Below are 16,685 nucleotides of genomic sequence, written 5' to 3' on the forward strand. Positions count from 1 at the left end.
ATTTCGTCATCTGAATGCGGTAGTCGCACACACAAGTACCGCATTCAGATGACTAGTTGCGGAGAGGTAGCCACCGGGTGATGCCGATGTCGGTGAGGAACGGCCGGTCGTGGCTCGCCACGATCAGCGTGCCCCGGTAGGCCAGCAACGCCTCGGTGAGGCGCCGCACGCTCGCCAGGTCGAGGTTGTTCGTCGGCTCGTCGAGCAGCAGTAGGCGCGGCGTGGGCTCGGTCAGCAACAGGGTCGCCAGTGCTGCCCGGAAGCGTTCCCCGCCGGACAGCGACGCCACCTCGCGGTCGGCCGCCTTGCCGCGGAACAGGAACCGCGCCAGCCTCGCGCGGATCTCGTTGTCCGTGAGCGACGGCGCGACCAGCCGCACATTGTCCACAATGGACAGCGACTCGTCGAGGATGTCGATCCGCTGGGGGAGCAGCCTGGCGGGCACGAACAGTCCCACGTCACCCGACTCCGGCGGGAGTTCACCGGTGATCGTGCGGAGCAGGGTGGTCTTGCCCGAACCGTTGGGGCCGACGAGCGCGATCCGCTCGGGCCCCATGACGTGCAGGTCCACCGGCGGGCCGAACCGGGGCACCGCGTCGATCCGCAGTACGTCCGTTCCGCGCGGGACCGTGGTCTCCGGCAGCTCGACGCGGATCTCGGCGTCCTCGCGCACCAGTTCTTCGGCGGCCTTCAGCGTCTCGACGGCGTTCTCCAGCCTGTCGGTGTGCAGATTCCGGTACTTGCCCGCGGCGATCTGCGCGTCCTCCTGCCGTTTGCGCATCCTTCCCTTGGGCTCGCGTTTGGTGTCCCACATCTTCTGGCCGTAGCGGGCGCGCCGGGCGAGTTTGGTCCCGGCCTCGACCAGCTCCCGCTTCTGCCGTTTGACGTCCGACTCCGCCGCGCGCACGTGCCGCCGCGCGGCTTCCTGCGCGACCTCGACGGCGTGCTCGTAGTCGTCGAGATCGCCGCCGTACAGGGTGACCTCGCGCTCGCGGACCTCGGCGATCCGATCGACCAGCCGCAGTAGCTCGCGGTCGTGCGAGACCACCACGAGGATGCCGCCCCAGCTCTCCACCTCTCGGTGCACGAGTTCGCGTGCCCGCAGGTCGAGGTTGTTGGTCGGCTCGTCGAGCAGCAGTGCGGCGGGCCGGCGCAGGAGCAGGGCGGCCAGCCCGAGCAGCGTGAGCTCGCCGCCGGACAGCTCGCCCGCCCGCTGGTCCAGGCGGACGGTGTCGAGGCCGAGCCTGCCGAGGATCGCGTGAATGCGTTCCTCGACGTCCCAGTTGTCGCCGATGGTGGCGAAATGCGCTTCGGCCGCGGAACCGCTCTCCACAGCCTTGATCGCCGCGCGGATCGCGGTGACGCCCAGCAGGTCGTCGACGCGGCGCCCGGTGTCGAGGACGAGGTTCTGGGGCAGGTACCCGAGTTCGCCCGGTGTGGTGATCGAGCCTGTGGTGGCTCGCAGGTCGCCGGCGAGCAGCCTGAGCAGCGTGGACTTACCGGAACCGTTGGTGCCGACCAGGCCGGTGCGGCCGGCTCCGATGGTGAGCGAAAGGCGTTCGAACACCGGAACACCGTCCGGCCAGGTGAAGGTGACGTCGGAAAGCGTCAAGGAAGAAGACATGAGACTCCCTGCGAAGGAGGTGGGTTAAGGGCGCAGGTTCGTCTCAGAAGATCACCGCGACAGGCTAGCCGACCGCCGGCTTCGGTGCGACCGATTTTCTCCGGGGCCTACTGTTGTCCGCCGCGGTCTCGACGCGCGAGTGTGACCGGAGCGAAGTGGGAGGCCGGTTGCCGTTTCGCGGCAACGGAGCGGTCAGGAATGCTGGGCCGGGCCCGGCACGGTTTCACCGCTGCCGCGCAGAATGTGAAAGCTATCGCCGAACATCCCAGCGCGTAAGGAAGACTGTTTCGTGCGGAAGCAAGGCAGTCCCGTGGATCACCTGAACAAGCCGTCGCCGTTTAGCGGCAACCGGGTCAGAACGGTGGTTCCTCGGTACGGGGTGTGTGCAAAGGCGGCGGCGTGCTGTCGTAGGTCTGGCCGGTCGGTGTGGTGATCGTCAGGGTTCCGTCCGGTGCCAGCCGGTAGATCCACCCGGGTTCGTCCTTGAGCCGATGGTCGCGGCGGCAGAAGTCGATGAGGTCGCCGGCGTCGGTGTTCCCCTGGAACTGCCACGGGATGGAGTGGTCGAGATCGCAGGCCTGAGCGGGCCGGTGGCACCCTGGTCTTCGGCATTCGCGGTCGCGGACCCGGACGAACTCGTCGAGACCGGCCGTCGGGCGATACCGGTCCCGGCCGAGGTCTGCTACCTGACCTGATAGCGGGTCGGTGATGATCCGCCGCAGCACCGTGTTGGGGCCGCTCGCGATGTGCCGCGCCAGCGACGCCGGGATGTGGCCGTGTCCGGCCATTTCCGCCGGGTCGTCGTTGAGGCCGAGGTAGGTGAAGAGGTCCAGATAAAGGAATACTTCGGCGCGTTCACTTTTCCCGCCGCTGCCGCCCAACAGGAGGTCGAGGGCGACGTCGGCGCGGAGCTGGTCCAGAGTGCGGGTCTCGTCGCCGGTCTTGAGCGCGCGGGCTTCCCGGTTGATCCGGTTGTAGGCGGCGGTGACCTTCTCCACGGGGCCGTCCTCGATCTCCAGCGAGGCCACACCCGCCTCACCCTGACTCACCACGAGCCGGCGGCCTTCGCGGGCCTGCTTGCAGCGCTTGTCCGCCCCCTCACGATCGACAGTCGCCGCGGCGTGGTTCGCCGCTTTGCGGATCTGTTCGGCATTCTTGCCGGGCAACCGGTCTTCCAGCAAGGCGTCGGCGGCGAGCGCGTGCTCGTCGGACAGCCACGCTGTGGCCGTCACGACTTTCATCGCGCCGAACCCGTCCACCTGCCCCTTGTCCATCAAACCAAGCGTGCGGGGAAGCCTGGTGGTCAACGCGTCGGCGGCGGCGACCAGCCCGGCCGCGTACTTGTCACCCACCGACAAGGCGAACGCGACTTCCTGAGCGACGCTACGCGCGCCTTCGCGATGCCGGTTCAGCTGGGACAGGGCACGGTAGCGGATCGCTTCCAGCCGGGCGATCCCCGCCGATGCCGCTTTCGCGAGGGCGACGGATTCGTTGTCGTCCAACGAATCCGCGGCGGCATTGATGGTCTTCAGGTTGTCGGGGGCGACGATTTCCTCGAGTAGCGCCACAGCGGTGGCTCGGTAAGTGTCCACCCGACGAACCTACAACCCCCCACCGACAGTTCTGGATCACGCGACTGCCGCCGCCGTCGTCGATATTCGGTAATGCTGGCTGGGCAAGGGAAAACTGGGATGTGCGCGCGTGGTGATGTTCGCCCGGTAGTGGTAAGCGATGCGCTTGGCAGGATTTCTTGAGCGCTGTCCTTGGGGTTCGCGGGGTCTCTTGTTGTCGGGTTTCGGTGATGGTCCGGTGGGTGGTCTCGGTTGCTGGGGGTGTTCCGTGTGTCCCGCGGGCGACCGTTGCCGTATTGCGGTAATGGCCCCAGTGGGTTGCCTCGGTCGTCGGGGTTGTTCTGCGGATCCGACGGGCAGCTGTTGTCGGGTTTCGGTGATGGTCCGGTGGGTTGCTTCGATCGTCGGGGTTGTTCTGCGGATCCGACGGGCAGCTGTTGTCGGGTTTCGGTGATGGTCCGGTGGGCGGTCTCGGTTGCTGGGGGTGTTCCGTGGGTCCCGCGGGCGACCGTTGCCGTATTGCGGTAATGGCTCCGGCGGTTGCCTCGGTCGTCGGGGTTGTTCTGCGGATCCGACGGGCGGCTGTTGTCGGATTCCGGTGATGGTTCCGGCGGGTCGCTTCGATCGCCGGGGGTGTTCCGTGGATCCCGCGGGCGACCGTTGCCGAATTCCGGTAATGGCTCCGGTGCGTCGACCTAGATCACCGGGTCGTCCCCGGATCCCACGCCCATCCGTTGCCGAATTCCGGCAACGGCGCACCTGGCACAAGCCCCACCGCCCCGAGACACGGTCTGTCACCTCGGCGACCCGCGACCGGCCGGGGCATACTGACGGGCGTGACCGAACGCCCCCATGTCCTGCTGTCCGCCGCGGTCTCGCTGGACGGCTACCTCGACGACGCGACCGACACCCGGCTGGTGCTGTCCAACGAGGAGGACTGGGCCAGGGTGGACGGGCTGCGCGCCGCGTCGGACGCGATCCTCGTCGGAGCGAACACCGTCCGCACGGACGACCCCCGGTTGCTGGTCCGTTCGCCGGAGCTGGTCGCCGGACGGGTCGGCCAGGGACGCCCGGAGCAACCGGTCAAGGTCACTCTCACGCGGAGCGGGTCACTCGATCCGGCGGCCCAGTTCTTCACCGTCGGTGACGCCGAGAAGCTGGTCTACGCCCCGCCTGGCGTCGTCACGGGAGTGAAGGCGACCGTCGTCGAACTGTCCGGCCTAAGGGAAATGCTGGCCGATCTCCACGCGCGTGGGATCCGGCGGCTGATGGTCGAAGGCGGTGGCGCGATCCACACCCAGTTCCTCACCGAAGGCCTGGTCGACGAACTGCACCTGGCCATCGCGCCGTTCTTCGTCGGCGACCCGCGCGCGCCCCGGTTCACCGGGCCCGGCGCGTTCCCGCGCGGGCTGACTTTGACCAGCACGACGAGGCTGGGTGGCATCGCCGTACTGGAATACCACGCGACGCCGGAACCGTCCGAAGTGGACATTCGGCGGTTGCGGGAGGCCATCGCGCTGGCGGACCTTTGCCCGCCGCGCACGTTCCGCGTCGGCGCCGTCATCACCGCCGCCGACGGCGAAGTGATCTCCACCGGTTACTCGGGCGACGGCGATCCCGCCAACCATGCGGAAGAAGCCGCCCTCGCCAAGCTCGAACCGGGAGATCCGAGACTGGCGGAGGCGACGATGTACACGTCGCTGGAGCCGTGCAGCTCGCGGACGTCACATCCGCGAAGCTGCACCCAGCTCATCCTCGACGCCGGCATCCCGCGCGTCGTTTTCGCCTGGCGCGAGCCGTCGGTGTTCGTCGACTGCGTCGGCGCCGAAACGCTGGAGGCGGCCGGACGCCGGGTGATCGAGGTATCCGCCCTCGCCGCCGACGTCCGCCGCGCGAACACCCATATCCCGGGTGTCCACCTCTGAACTACTTGCAGGCGTCGCAGCAGCCGCAGCCCAGACCGGTGCACGCCGAGCAGCAACCGTGGCGAAGCACGACCTTCAACAGACGCTTGATCATCGCTGTCCTCCCGATCATTGACGTCCCACCGCCCTTGTCACGCTAAGTTCTGCGCATATGACAGTGGTACCGCCGGGAGTGCCATGGCGCTGCTCCAGCGGGTGACGTCAGGATTCGAGGTCGCCCTCCAGTGAGAGATAGACCTCGCGCAGCTGAGCCAAAAGATCGGCGTCCGGCTCCGCCCAGAGCCCACGGTCGGCCGCCTCGTTCAGCCGTTCGATGATGCCGCGCAACGCCCACGGGTTGGCCTGGCGGAGGAACTCCTGGTTGACCTCGTCGAGCACGTAGGACTCGGTGAGCTTCTCGTACATCCAGTCGCCGACCACCCCGGCCGTGGCGTCGAAACCGAAGAGGTAGTCGACGGTCGCCGCCAGCTCGAAGGCGCCCTTGTAGCCGTGCTTGCGCATCGCCGCCAGCCAGCGCGGGTTGACCACGCGGGCACGGAAGACGCGGGCGGTCTCCTCGCCGAGGGTGCGCGTGCGGACCGCGTCCGGGGTGGTGCTGTCGCCGACGTAGGACGCGGGCGCGGTGCCGGTGAGCGCGCGGACCGTCGCGATCATCCCGCCGTGGTACTGGAAGTAGTCGTCGGAGTCGGCGATGTCGTGCTCACGGGTGTCTGTGTTCTTGGCCGCGACCACGATCCGCTTGTACGAGTTCTCCATGTCCTCGCGCGCCGGCCTGCCGTCGAGGTCGCGGCCGTAGGCGAAACCACCCCAGACCGCGTAGACCTCGGCGAGATCCTTGTCGTCGCGCCAGTTCCCGGAATCCATCAGCGGCAGCAGGCCCGCGCCGTACGCGCCGGGCTTGGAGCCGAAGATCCTCGTGGTGGCACGGCGTTCGTCGCCGTGCGCGGCCAGATCCGCGCGGGTGTGGGCGCGGACGAAGTTCTGCTCGTCCGATTCGTCGAGATTCGCCACCAGGCGGACGGCGTCGTCCAGCAGGGTGATCACATGCGGGAAGGCGTCGCGGAAGAAACCGCTGATCCGCACGGTGACGTCGATCCGCGGGCGGCCGAGTTCGGCGAGCGGGATGGCCTCGATCCCGGTGACCCGTCGCGAGGCCTCGTCCCAGACCGGCTGGACACCCAGCAGGGCAAGGACTTCCGCCGCGTCGTCGCCCGACGTGCGCATGGCCGACGTGCCCCACACCGAAAGGCCGACCGAACGCGGCCAGTCGCCCGTGTCGTCCTTGTAACGGCGGAGAAGCGAGTCCGCGAGCGCCTGCCCGGTCTCCCAGGCGAGACGGCTCGGGATGGCCTTCGGGTCGACGGTGTAGAAGTTGCGGCCGGTCGGCAGCACGTTGATCAGGCCGCGCAGGGGAGAACCGCTGGGCCCGGCCGGGATGTAGCCGCCGTCGAGCGCGTGGAGCACGGCGTCGATCTCGGCGCCGGTGCCCGCGAGCCGCGGCACGATCTCGGTGGCGGCGAAGGTCAGCACGCGGGCGACCTCCTGGTGTTCCGGCACGTCGGCGACGACCTCCGCGACCGCGGCGGGGGACCAGTCCTTGGCCTCCATCGCCACGACGAGCGACCGGGCTTTCTGCTCGATGGCGTCCACTTCGGACAGTGGAGCGTCGCTGTTCTCCTTGAGCCCCAGCGCGGAACGCAGACCGGGGACCGCGCCCTGTTTGCCGCCCCACATCTGCTGGGCACGCAGCATCGCGAGCACGAGGTTGATCCGCGCCTCGCCTTCCGGTGCGGCGCCGAGGATGTGCAGGCCGTCGCGGATCTGCGCGTCCTTGACCTCGCACAGCCAGCCGTCGATGTGCAGCAGGAAGTCGTCGAACTCGGCGTCGTGCGGACGTTCCTCGACACCGAGGTCGTGATCCAGTTTCGCGGCCTGGATCAGCGTCCAGATCTGCGCGCGGACCGCGGGCAGCTTCGCCGGGTCCATCGCGGCGATGTTGGCGTGCTCGTCGAGAAGCTGCTCCAGGCGGGCCATGTCGCCGTAGCTTTCGGCGCGCGCCATCGGCGGGATCAGATGGTCGACGATCGTGGCGTGCGCACGCCGTTTCGCCTGCGCGCCCTCGCCGGGGTCGTTGATCAGGAACGGGTAGATCAGCGGCAGGTTGCCGAGGACGGCGTCCGGCGCGCAGGAGTCCGACAGCCCCGCGGTCTTGCCGGGAAGCCATTCCAGCGAACCGTGTTTGCCGAGGTGGACGACGGCGTGCGCGCCGAACTCCTCTTCCAGCCAGCGGTACGCGGCCAGGTAGTGGTGGCTCGGCGGGAGGTCCGGGTTGTGGTAGATCGCCACCGGGTTCTCGCCGAACCCGCGCGGCGGCTGGATCATCAGGATGACGTTGCCGGACTGCAGGGACGCCAGCACGATGTCGCCCGCCTTGTTGACGGAACGGTCGACGTAGAGCTCGCCGGGCGCGGGGCCCCAGTGCTCCTCCATGCCCTCGCGCAGTTCCGCGGGCAGCTCGGCGAACCACGCGCGGTACTTGTCGGCCGGGACACGGATCGGGTTGCCGGACAGCTGTTCCTCGGTGAGCCACTCCGGATCCTGGCCGCCCGCGGCGATGAGGGCGTGGATGAGCGCGTCACCGTCGGGCTGGTCGGTACCGGTGGGCTCGACGCCGGGGAACGGGTCCTCGCCCAGGTCGTAGCCGCGTTCGCGCATGCGGCGCAGCAGTTCGATCGCGGACGCGGGCGTGTCGAGACCGACGGCGTTGCCGACGCGGGAGTGCTTCGTCGGATACGCGGACAGCATCAGCGCGATCTTGCGCTCCGGGGGCGGCGTGTGCCGCAAACGGGCGTGGGCCAGCGCGATCTTCGCGACGCGGGACGCGCGTTCGGCGTCCGGCACGTACTTGGGCAGGCCGTCGTCGTCGATCTCCTTGAACGAGAACGGGACGGTGATGAGGCGGCCGTCGAACTCGGGGACAGCCATTTGGTTGCCGGCGTCGAGCGGGGAGAGGCCGTCGTCGTTCGCGGACCACGTCTCGCGGTCGCTGGTGAGGCAGAGGGCCTGGAGGATCGGGATGTCCAGTGCGGCCATCTCGGCGACGTCCCACGCCTCGTCGTCCCCGCCCGCACCGACCTCGGACGGCTTGGTGCCGCCGGCGGCCAGCACGGTGACCAGGAGCGCGTCGGCCTTGGCCAGCTCGGCCATCATCTCCGGCTCGCGGGTGCGCAGGGACGCGCAGTGGATCGGGAGCGCGCGGCCCCCGGCGTCCTCGACGGCGTCGGAAAGGGCGTGGACGAACTCGGTGTTGCCGGACAGGTGATGCGCCCGGTAGTAGAGGATCGCGATGACCGGACCCTCGGTGGTCTTGGGCGTGCGATCGAGGACACCCCAGAGCGGCTGCACCGCGGGCGGCTCGAAGCCGTCACCCGTCAGAAGGAGCGTGTCGCTCAGGAAGCGGTGCAGTTGGGTGAGGTTCTCCGGCCCGCCCTGCGCGAGGTACGCGTGTGCCTCCGCCGCCGTGCCCGCCGGGACCGTGGACAGCTTCATGAGCTGCGCGTCCGGCGTCTGCTCACCACCGAGGACCACCACGTGCGCGCCGCTCGCGCGGACCGTGTCGAGTCCCTCTTGCCAGCTGCGTTCGGAGCCGAGGATCCGGACGACGACGATCGGGGCGCCTTCGAGCAGGGCCGGCAGCTCCGCCAGGTCGAGCCGGGCGGGGTTCGCCAGCCGGTACTCGGCCTCGCTGGAACGGGCGCTGAGCAGGTCGGTGTCCGAAGTGGACAGAAGCAGGATCACAGCAGTCCTCACTCGGGGTGTCCGCGCCCCGGGTCGTGCGGTCGCGCCGGCCGGAGTTCCTGGCTTCCCCTCCTTGCTCGGGAGGGGTGACAGTGGCGGGACCGCCCCGGACTCTCACCGGGTTCCTCCACCTGCCGACGCGTGGGTTCGGAGCTCACTCTCCGGTGCGGCTCGGCTCGGCGTCAAGGTGATGTGCCCATCAGGGGTGGCCGCGTCGCGCGTTTGGTCGACTACTTGCGGTGTTGGGGGCCCTCGCGGTGCCCGGATCGCCAGGAACTCCCGGACGTCCAGGACGACTGTCAGCCTGTTCGAGCCGGCTCGCAGCCACGGGAGGCACATGCTTCCACGACAGAAGGAACGAAGACCGATGGCGGACAACCAGTTCACCACTCACGCAGACCTTTTCGATCTGAGTGGGAAGCTCGCACTTGTCACTGGCGGAACCAGGGGCATTGGGATGATGATCGCGCGCGGCCTTCTGCAGGCAGGTGCCCGCGTCGTCGTCAGCTCACGTAAGGCGGACGCGTGCGCGGAGGCACAGCGTCTACTGTCCGAATTCGGCGACGTTCGAGCGATCCCCGCCGACCTGTCCAGGTACGACGAGTGTCAGCGCCTCGCCGATCTGGTCAAGGCCGGCTCGGAACACCTGGACATTCTCGTCAACAACGCGGGAGCGATGTGGCGCGAGCCGCTGGAGACGTTCCCGGCCGAGGCCTGGGACACGGTGATCGACCTCAACCTCAAGTCGCCGTTCTGGCTGGTGCAGGCGCTGCTGCCCGCACTGCGCGGGGCGGGCACGGCCGATGATCCCGCGCGGATCATCAACATCGGCAGTATCGCCGCCATCCACGTCGCCGAGGCGCCCAACTACTCGTACGCCGGCAGCAAAGCGGCACTCCATCAACTCACCAGGGTGCTTGCCAGGGAACTGGGCCCACAGCACATCACGGTGAACGCGGTAGCCCCAGGAGTGTTCCCGTCGCGGATGATGGCGGCCACGATCGACGCCATCGGCGACACGATCGCGGCGAAGGCCCCTCTGCGCCGGCTAGGCCGCGACGACGACATGGCAGGTGTCGCCGTGTTCCTCGCCAGCCGGGCCGGGTCTTACCTGACGGGCGCCATCGTCCCGGTCGACGGCGGCACGGCCACGACCGCATCGGGTACCTAGGCGTCGGATCTCGACGGGGGCACCAGCAGTACCTCCTTTCGCATGCGGACAGGGCCTACGGTGAAGGGGTGGCCACGATCGATCTGCGCACTGAGATCAAGGAGTTCCTGAGCTCGCGTCGCGCGCGGATCACACCTGAGCGGGCCGGACTGTCCGCTTACGGCGGCAACCGCCGGGTCAAAGGTCTGCGTCGCGAAGAAGTAGCACTACTGGCTGGGGTATCTGTCGACTACTACGTGCGTATGGAGCGCGGCGGCCTCGCCGGCGCCTCCGACGGGGTGCTCGACGCGTTGGCCTCTGCCTTGCACCTTGACGAGGCGGAGCGCGATCACCTGTTCCACCTCGCGCGGCAGTCCAGGGCGCCCGGCGGTCCACGCCGTCCGCGATCCACCGTGACGGTGCGTCCGGCGCTTCATCAGGTGCTCGACGCCATCACCGATGCGCCGGCGTGGATCTGCAACGGCCGTTATGACGTGCTGGCCATGAACCACCTCGCCCGCGCGCTGTATGCACCGGTGCTGGCCGACCCGCGACGGCCGGCGAACACCGCGCGGTTCGTGTATCTGGATCCCGAGGCGGCGAAAACGTTCTTCGTCGACTACGACCGGATCGTCTGTGATGTGGCCGCGAAGCTACGCATGGAAGCCGGCCGCAATCCGCACGACGAGGAGCTGATCACCCTGGTCGGCGAATTGGCGACAAGCAGTGAACTGTTTCGGCGGCGGTGGGCATCTCAGGACGTTCTGCTCCACCGGTCCGGACGCAAACGGATGCACCATCCGGTCGTGGGCCGGCTCGACTTGGACGTCGAGTCGATGGAGTTGTCCGCCGAACCCGGCCTGCTCCTGACCGTCTACACCGCGCCCGCCGGCACGGCGACCGCGGACGGTCTGGCCCTCTTGGCGTCGTGGGCGGCAGGGCAGGAGAAGCCGGCGACCGAGATTCAAGCACTGAGCTGATATTCGACCCTTTTAGGTTAAGGCAAAGGTGTCGGGTCGTGGCGGTTCACTCGCGACCTGCCACGTTTGCCTTACCACTCAATCAGTCGACGAATTGTGGTTCCCGGAAGTCACGCCGACCGCTCCGACGAAGAGTCACCGATCCGCGGGAAAGGCGCGGTGGAGAAGATGATCTCCACCGCGACCTCGAAGAACTCCGCGATCCGCAACGCGAGGTAGAGGCTCGGGCTGTACTCGCCGCGTTCGAGGTAGCCGATGGTCTGGTAGTGCACGCCCAGCGCGTCGGCGAGCTCGCGGCGGGAGATGCCTCGTTCCGCGCGCAGCATCGCGATCCGGTTGTAAACGACCTCGCTCATGAACTAACCAATTCGCTGCATCGCCTTTTCCCGTCGTGCCGCCACCGAGGACCCGGACTCGCGCCGCGCCATGCGCCGCAGGACGACCGGGGCCAGTGTCAATCCGATCACGGCCCAGACGGCCAGTACGCCGAGGGTCTCCCATGGCCGCCAGGACTGCCCGATCTCGATGATCACCGTCGAGTCCGGCAGCAGCGCCGACCGCATGCCGAGGCCGAGCCAGTACATCGGGAACACCTGCCCGAGGCCCTGCAACCATTCCGGCAGCGCGGTGATCGGGTAGAAGATCCCCGAGATCGCGCCGATTCCCAGTGTGGGCAGCATGATCAGGCCGATGCTGCGCGCGTTCGAGGTCAGCGAGCCGAAGATCGCGCCGATCGGCATGGTGGCGAGCAGGCCGAGCGCCAGTACCCACAGCAGGCCCAGCCACGACGTCAGCCCGCCGGGCGCGATGCCGTCGAACAGGAACAGGCTGGGGATCAGCACCAGCAGCATCCCGATGACGGTGCTCAACGACACGGTGACGACTTTGCCGACGAGGTAGCCGATCATGCCGTTCGGGGTGGCCTTGGCGCGCAGGAGCGTGCCGTCTTCGCGTTCGACGGCGAGGACGCCCGCCATTCCGAGCATGCCGGTGAACACGATCGACGCGCCCAGCACGCTCGGCACGGTGGCGGCACCGAGCGAGAACTCCGTTCCCGGGAGCTTCGAGTCGCGCATGAAGAACATGACGACCACGAAGATCACCGGGAAGAGGAAGGTGTTGAAGAGGTCTTCCCTGTTGGTCATCATCTGGCGGCCTTCGAGCAGACCGCGCCGGACGCCCAGCCGGACACTGTGCTGAATCGTGTTCATCGCGCGCCCACCGCCTCGAGGGATTCGGCCTTGCGGACCAGGGTCATGTACGTGTCTTCGAGCGAGGCCCGCCGGACTTCCAGATCGCCGATTGCGTCCCCGTGTTGCTTGAACAGTTCGTGCACGTACTTCGTCGATTCGGTGGTGGAGTGCACGAACCGCTGGCCGTCCAGCGTCCAGCGCACCTCGGCCTCGCCGGCGATCTGCCTGCTCAGCGCGTCTGCCGAACCGTCGGCGACGATCCGGCCGTGGTTCAGGATCAGGATCCGGTCGGCCAGTTTCTCGGCCTCGTCGAGGTCGTGGGTGGTCAGCAGGATCGTCGTGTCGTCGTCATCGGTCAGCCGGTGGACGAGTTCGTGGAACTCGCGCCGGGCCTCCGGGTCCAGTCCGGCGGTCGGCTCGTCGAGGAACAGCAGTTCCGGGCGGCCGACGATGCCGATCGCGACGTCGAGGCGGCGCCGCTGCCCGCCCGAGAGCATCCGGACCCTTTTGTCCGCGTGTGCGGTCAGCCCGACCGCGGCGACCAGTTCGTCCGGATCCCACGGCCGCTTGATGCGGTCGGTGGAATACGGCGCGTAGTAGCCGCCGAGGTGCTCCAGCAGTTCCCGCACCCGCCACTTCGCGTGGTCGCGCCAGGCCTGGAGGACGACCCCCAGCCGCGCCCTCCAGTTCTCGTCCGCGTGTGCCGGGTCACTGCCCAGCACGCTGACCTCGCCTTCCGAGCGCATCCGGAAGCCTTCGAGGATCTCGATCGTCGTGGTCTTGCCCGCCCCGTTCGGACCGAGCAGGCAGATCACCTCGCCACGGTGCGCGGTGAAGTCCACGCCGTGGAGGACGTCGTTCGTCCCGTAGCGCATCCGGAGATCTTTGACGGAGATCATCACGTCCTGTGGATCTCTCATTGGTCACCCCCATCTCAGTGCTGCGATCGAATGTAGCACACCTACTACATATGATCTGAGACATACTCTCGTCCAGAACGGCCATCTACAGTGAGCGCATGTCCACGAGCGCACGTGTCCGAGCCGACGCGTGCCCTGGTGTTTTCGCCACGCACGACGCCGCGGACGGTCCGCTCGCCCGCGTCCGGCTGCCCGGAGGCGCGATCACGCGGGCCCGGCTCGGGGCGCTCGCGGACGCCGCCGACGACCTCGGCGACGGCGCCCTGCACCTGACCTCCCGCGGCAACGTCCAGCTGCGCGGCGTCACCCGGCCCGGTCTCGCCGGCAGACTTTCCGCGGCAGGGCTCCTGCCGTCGCCGTCGCACGAACGTGTCCGCAACATCCTCGCCTCGCCGGTGAGCGGCGTCGCCCAGGGACTCGCCGCCGCACTCGACAAGGCCCTGTGCGCCGTCCCCGAGCTGGCCGAACTCCCGGGCCGCTTCCTTTTCGCCCTCGACGGAGGCCAAGGTGACGTCGCCGGAGAAGGCGCCGACGTCTGCTGGCGCGACGGCGCGTTGCTGCTCGCCGGCGGAGACACCGGCCTGCGCGTCCCCGCCGAGCACGCCGTCGCAGCGCTGCTTTCGGTCGCCGGCGCGTTCCTCCGGACGAGAGGAACCGCTTGGCGGGTCAGCGAACTGCCCGACACGGGACCGCTGCTCAAGGGCGTACCAGGCGAAACCGGGGAGCCGCGGAAGTTCGCGGTGAATCCCGGCCTTCCCATCGGACCGATCGGCGAAGCGATCGTGGTCGCCCCCGTCTTCGGCAGGCTGACCTCGGCTCAGGCTCGGGCGATCGCGAAGGCCGGGGACGCCGTGGTCACCCCGTGGCGGTCGATCCTGGTCCGCGGCGCTCTCGAAGCGGGTACAGGGCTGGTCACCGATCCGGGTGCGCCGTCGCTCGGGGTCAGTGCCTGCATCGGACGACCGGGTTGCGCGAAGTCGCTCGCCGACGTCCGGGCCGACGCGGCGAGGGTCGGCAGGACGCCGAGGGTTCATTTCGCCGGCTGTGAACGGCGATGCGGGAAGCCCGCGCGCGAGCACGTCGACGTGCTCGCGACGGAGGACGGTTATCTGGTCGACGGGGCGTACGTCCCGGTCGGCGAGCTCACAGAGACCTTGGCGACGTTGGCGGAGAAGGACAGTGCCGAATTGAAGGGGCAGCAGTGATCGACTACATCCGGGACGGGGCCGAGATCTACCGGCATTCGTTCGCCACCATCCGTGAGGAGGCGGATCTCGCGATCCTGCCCGACGACGTCGCGGTGCTGGCCGTGCGGATGATCCACGCCTGCGGGATGGTCGACCTGGTCGACGACCTCCGCTACAGCCTGGACGTGGTGGAATCCGGCCGCGCCGCGCTCGAAGCGGGCGCGCCGATCCTGTGCGACGCGAACATGATCGCCTCCGGGGTGACCCGCAAACGTTTGCCTGCCGCCAACGAGGTGCTGTGCACACTGTCCGACCCGAAGGTGCCGGGGCTGGCGGAGCGGATGGGCACCACGCGGTCCGCGGCCGCGCTGGAGCTGTGGCGGGACAAGCTGCCCGGTTCCGTGGTGGCGATCGGCAACGCGCCCACCGCGTTGTTCCGGCTGCTGGAACTGCTCGACGAGGGGGTCGGTGCCCCGGCGGCGATCATCGGGGTCCCGGTGGGCTTCATCGGGGCCGCCGAGTCCAAAGTGGAGCTCGCGAAGCGGGCACCCGCGCCGTATCTGGTGGTGCACGGACGTCGCGGCGGCAGCGCGATGGCCGTGGCCGCGATCAACGCGATGGCGAGTGAGGTCGAATGAGCGGGCTCGGGAAACTGTGGGGTGTCGGGCTCGGTCCCGGTGACCCGGAACTGATGACGGTCAAGGCCGCGCGGCTGATCGGCGAGGCCGACGTCATCGCCTATCACAGCGCGCGGCACGGCCGGAGCATCGCGCGTTCGGTCGCCGAGCCGTATCTGCGGGACGGCCAGGTCGAGGAGAAGCTGGTCTATCCGGTCACCACCGAGACCACCGACCACCCCGGCGGCTACGAAGGCGCCATCGCCGACTTCTACGAGCTGAGCGCGAAACGGCTCGCCGAACACCTCGACGCCGGACGCGACGTCGTCGTGCTCTGCGAAGGCGACCCGTTCTTCTACGGCTCCTACATGTACATGCACGAGCGGCTCGCCGACCGCTACGAGGCGACCGTGGTGCCCGGCGTGACGTCGGTCAGCGCGGCGTCCTCGGTGCTCGGCCGCCCGTTGGTGCAGCGCGACGAGGTCCTCACCATCCTGCCCGGCACCCTGCCCGCGCCGGAACTCGCGCGGCGGCTGGCCGACACACAGGCGGCGGCGGTGCTGAAGCTCGGCCGCACATTCGGCAACGTCCGCGAGGCGCTGGCCGAAGCCGGGAAACTGGACGACGCCTTCTACATCGAACGGGCGACCTGGCAGGCGCAGCGCGTCGAGCCGTTCGCCGACGTCGACCCGGAGTCGGTGCCGTACTTCTCGCTGGCGTTGCTGCCCAGCCCCGCCTACGCCTCCCGGCTCGCCGACGAACCGGAAACGCCCCGGGAGCGGGAAACGCACACCGGAGGTGAAGTCGTGGTCGTCGGCCTCGGCCCGGCGGGCCCCGGCTGGCTGACCCCCGAAGCGACCGAGGAACTGGCCGCGGCGGAGCACATCGTCGGCTACGGCCCGTACGTCGCGCGGGTGCCGCAGCGCGCGGGTCAGCAGCGGCACGCGTCGGGCAACCGCGTCGAGGCCGAGCGCGCCGTCGAAGCACTGGAGCTGGCCGCGAACGGCGCCAAGGTCGCCGTCGTCTCGTCGGGTGATCCCGGCGTGTTCGCGATGGCGTCGGCGGTGCTGGAGCAGGTCGCCGCCGGGCACGGCAAGGGTTCGCGGGTGCGGATCGTGCCGGGGGTGACCGCCGCGCAGGCGGCCGCGTCCCGGGTCGGCGCGCCGCTCGGCCACGACTACTGCGTGCTTTCGCTGTCCGACCGGCTCAAGCCGTGGGAGATCGTCGAACGACGGCTCGACGCGGCGGGCGCGGCGGATCTGGTGCTCGCGTTGTACAACCCGGCGTCGCGTACGAGGACCACGCAGCTCGCGCAGGCCCGCGAAGTCCTGCTCCGGCACCGTGCGCCGGAGACCCCGGTCGTCGTGGCCCGTGACGTCGGCGGGCCGGAGGAGGACATCCGCGTGGTCACCCTCGGCACCCTGGAGCCGTCGGAAGTGGACATGCGCTGCCTGCTGATCGTGGGTTCGTCGAAGACCCGCGCCGAGAACGGCATCGTCTGGACGCCGCGCACCTACGAGTAACGGCCCAGGCCGGCGTTGCGTGCCTTGGGAGCAGATGTCCTGAAGGGCCCCTTTGAGGCGATGAAGGTCTCAAAGGGGCCCTTCACGACATAGGAGTTCGACGCTGGCCGAGGGAGCCGGGGAAAGGTCTGAACGGGAGGCGTTCGCGCGCGCCGCGATGCGGGGAGTAACTCCCTCCGTAATAAACATATAGCGCA

At 68.9% G+C, this 16,685-nt stretch carries 12 protein-coding genes and 1 riboswitch; of the genes, 6 read left to right on the plus strand and 6 right to left on the minus strand.

Translation table 11 applies throughout. The features are described 5' to 3' along the window. Positions 1 to 52: 52 nt before the first annotated feature. Both DL991_RS19235 and DL991_RS19240 read right to left on the minus strand, forming a co-directional pair. Positions 53 to 1,624 (minus strand): ABC-F family ATP-binding cassette domain-containing protein, encoded by a 1,572-nt coding sequence (locus tag DL991_RS19235; RefSeq protein ID WP_125785711.1) that lies wholly within the window; start codon positions 1,622 to 1,624, stop codon positions 53 to 55. A 353-nt stretch (positions 1,625 to 1,977) separates the two neighbouring features. Then, complete coding sequence (locus DL991_RS19240; RefSeq protein WP_125785774.1) at positions 1,978 to 3,156, minus strand: HNH endonuclease signature motif containing protein; 1,179 nt, start codon at positions 3,154 to 3,156, stop codon at positions 1,978 to 1,980. A gap of 875 nt (positions 3,157 to 4,031) precedes the next feature. On the opposite strand from DL991_RS19240, the gene DL991_RS19245 reads away from it, so the two are divergent. Continuing rightward, positions 4,032 to 5,120: a dihydrofolate reductase family protein gene (locus DL991_RS19245; RefSeq protein WP_125785712.1), complete on the plus strand. Its 1,089-nt coding sequence runs from the start codon at positions 4,032 to 4,034 to the stop codon at positions 5,118 to 5,120. 201 nt (positions 5,121 to 5,321) lie between these two features. On the opposite strand, the gene cobN is transcribed toward DL991_RS19245, so the two are convergent. After that, positions 5,322 to 8,918, minus strand: coding sequence for a cobaltochelatase subunit CobN (gene cobN / locus DL991_RS19250; RefSeq protein ID WP_125785713.1), 3,597 nt, complete (start codon positions 8,916 to 8,918; stop codon positions 5,322 to 5,324). A 53-nt stretch (positions 8,919 to 8,971) separates the two neighbouring features. Then, a riboswitch (cobalamin riboswitch) is annotated at positions 8,972 to 9,046 on the minus strand. A gap of 239 nt (positions 9,047 to 9,285) precedes the next feature. Here cobN and DL991_RS19255 point away from each other — a divergent pair. Together DL991_RS19255 and DL991_RS19260 are read left to right on the plus strand one after the other, a co-directional pair. Continuing rightward, positions 9,286 to 10,089 carry an SDR family oxidoreductase gene (locus tag DL991_RS19255; RefSeq protein WP_125785714.1) on the plus strand — a complete coding sequence of 268 codons (804 nt, stop codon included), beginning with the start codon at positions 9,286 to 9,288 and terminating at the stop codon, positions 10,087 to 10,089. A 68-nt stretch (positions 10,090 to 10,157) separates the two neighbouring features. Then, a complete protein-coding gene (locus tag DL991_RS19260; RefSeq protein WP_125785715.1) occupies positions 10,158 to 11,048 on the plus strand; it encodes a helix-turn-helix transcriptional regulator in 891 nt (296 codons plus the stop codon). Between the two features lie 110 nt (positions 11,049 to 11,158). Here DL991_RS19260 and DL991_RS19265 read toward each other — a convergent pair whose 3' ends face one another. From DL991_RS19265 to DL991_RS19275, 3 genes are read right to left on the minus strand one after another with little or no spacing between them, the layout of a single operon-like run. Then, positions 11,159 to 11,404 (minus strand): helix-turn-helix transcriptional regulator, encoded by a 246-nt coding sequence (locus DL991_RS19265; RefSeq protein WP_005162705.1) that lies wholly within the window; start codon positions 11,402 to 11,404, stop codon positions 11,159 to 11,161. A gap of 3 nt (positions 11,405 to 11,407) precedes the next feature. Continuing rightward, positions 11,408 to 12,259 carry an ABC transporter permease gene (locus tag DL991_RS19270; protein WP_125785716.1) on the minus strand — a complete coding sequence of 284 codons (852 nt, stop codon included), beginning with the start codon at positions 12,257 to 12,259 and terminating at the stop codon, positions 11,408 to 11,410. Further along, positions 12,256 to 13,161, minus strand: coding sequence for an ABC transporter ATP-binding protein (locus DL991_RS19275; RefSeq protein WP_125785717.1), 906 nt, complete (start codon positions 13,159 to 13,161; stop codon positions 12,256 to 12,258). The genes DL991_RS19270 and DL991_RS19275 overlap by 4 nt, the downstream gene beginning before the upstream one ends. Before the next feature lie 98 nt (positions 13,162 to 13,259). Here DL991_RS19275 and DL991_RS19280 point away from each other — a divergent pair, with 98 nt between their 5' ends. Genes DL991_RS19280 through DL991_RS19290 form a run of 3 tightly spaced genes read left to right on the plus strand, consistent with a single transcriptional unit; the run spans position 13,260 to position 16,488 of the window. Further along, entirely contained in the window at positions 13,260 to 14,366 is a 1,107-nt protein-coding gene (locus DL991_RS19280) for a precorrin-3B synthase (protein WP_125785718.1), read from the plus strand. Further along, on the plus strand, positions 14,363 to 14,986 hold the full coding sequence (locus DL991_RS19285) for a precorrin-8X methylmutase (RefSeq protein ID WP_125785719.1): 624 nt from the start codon (positions 14,363 to 14,365) through the stop codon (positions 14,984 to 14,986). The genes DL991_RS19280 and DL991_RS19285 overlap by 4 nt, the downstream gene beginning before the upstream one ends. Continuing rightward, the gene (locus DL991_RS19290) at positions 14,983 to 16,488 is read left to right on the plus strand and encodes a precorrin-2 C(20)-methyltransferase (RefSeq protein WP_125785720.1); all 1,506 of its coding nucleotides are present in this window, start codon (positions 14,983 to 14,985) and stop codon (positions 16,486 to 16,488) included. The genes DL991_RS19285 and DL991_RS19290 overlap by 4 nt, the downstream gene beginning before the upstream one ends. Positions 16,489 to 16,685 lie beyond the last annotated feature (197 nt).

This window comes from Amycolatopsis sp. WAC 01375, assembly GCF_003947325.1.
In the GTDB taxonomy this organism is placed as follows: Bacteria; Actinomycetota; Actinomycetes; order Mycobacteriales; family Pseudonocardiaceae; genus Amycolatopsis.

Coding starts and splice junctions, on each gene's coding strand:
- DL991_RS19275 (WP_125785717.1), bottom strand. CDS start 13,161: ATGAGAGATCCACAGGACGTGATGATCTCCGTCAAAGATCTCCGGATG.
- DL991_RS19235 (WP_125785711.1), bottom strand. CDS start 1,624: ATGTCTTCTTCCTTGACGCTTTCCGACGTCACCTTCACCTGGCCGGAC.
- DL991_RS19270 (WP_125785716.1), bottom strand. CDS start 12,259: ATGAACACGATTCAGCACAGTGTCCGGCTGGGCGTCCGGCGCGGTCTG.
- DL991_RS19280 (WP_125785718.1), top strand. CDS start 13,260: ATGTCCACGAGCGCACGTGTCCGAGCCGACGCGTGCCCTGGTGTTTTC.
- DL991_RS19255 (WP_125785714.1), top strand. CDS start 9,286: ATGGCGGACAACCAGTTCACCACTCACGCAGACCTTTTCGATCTGAGT.
- DL991_RS19290 (WP_125785720.1), top strand. CDS start 14,983: ATGAGCGGGCTCGGGAAACTGTGGGGTGTCGGGCTCGGTCCCGGTGAC.
- DL991_RS19265 (WP_005162705.1), bottom strand. CDS start 11,404: ATGAGCGAGGTCGTTTACAACCGGATCGCGATGCTGCGCGCGGAACGA.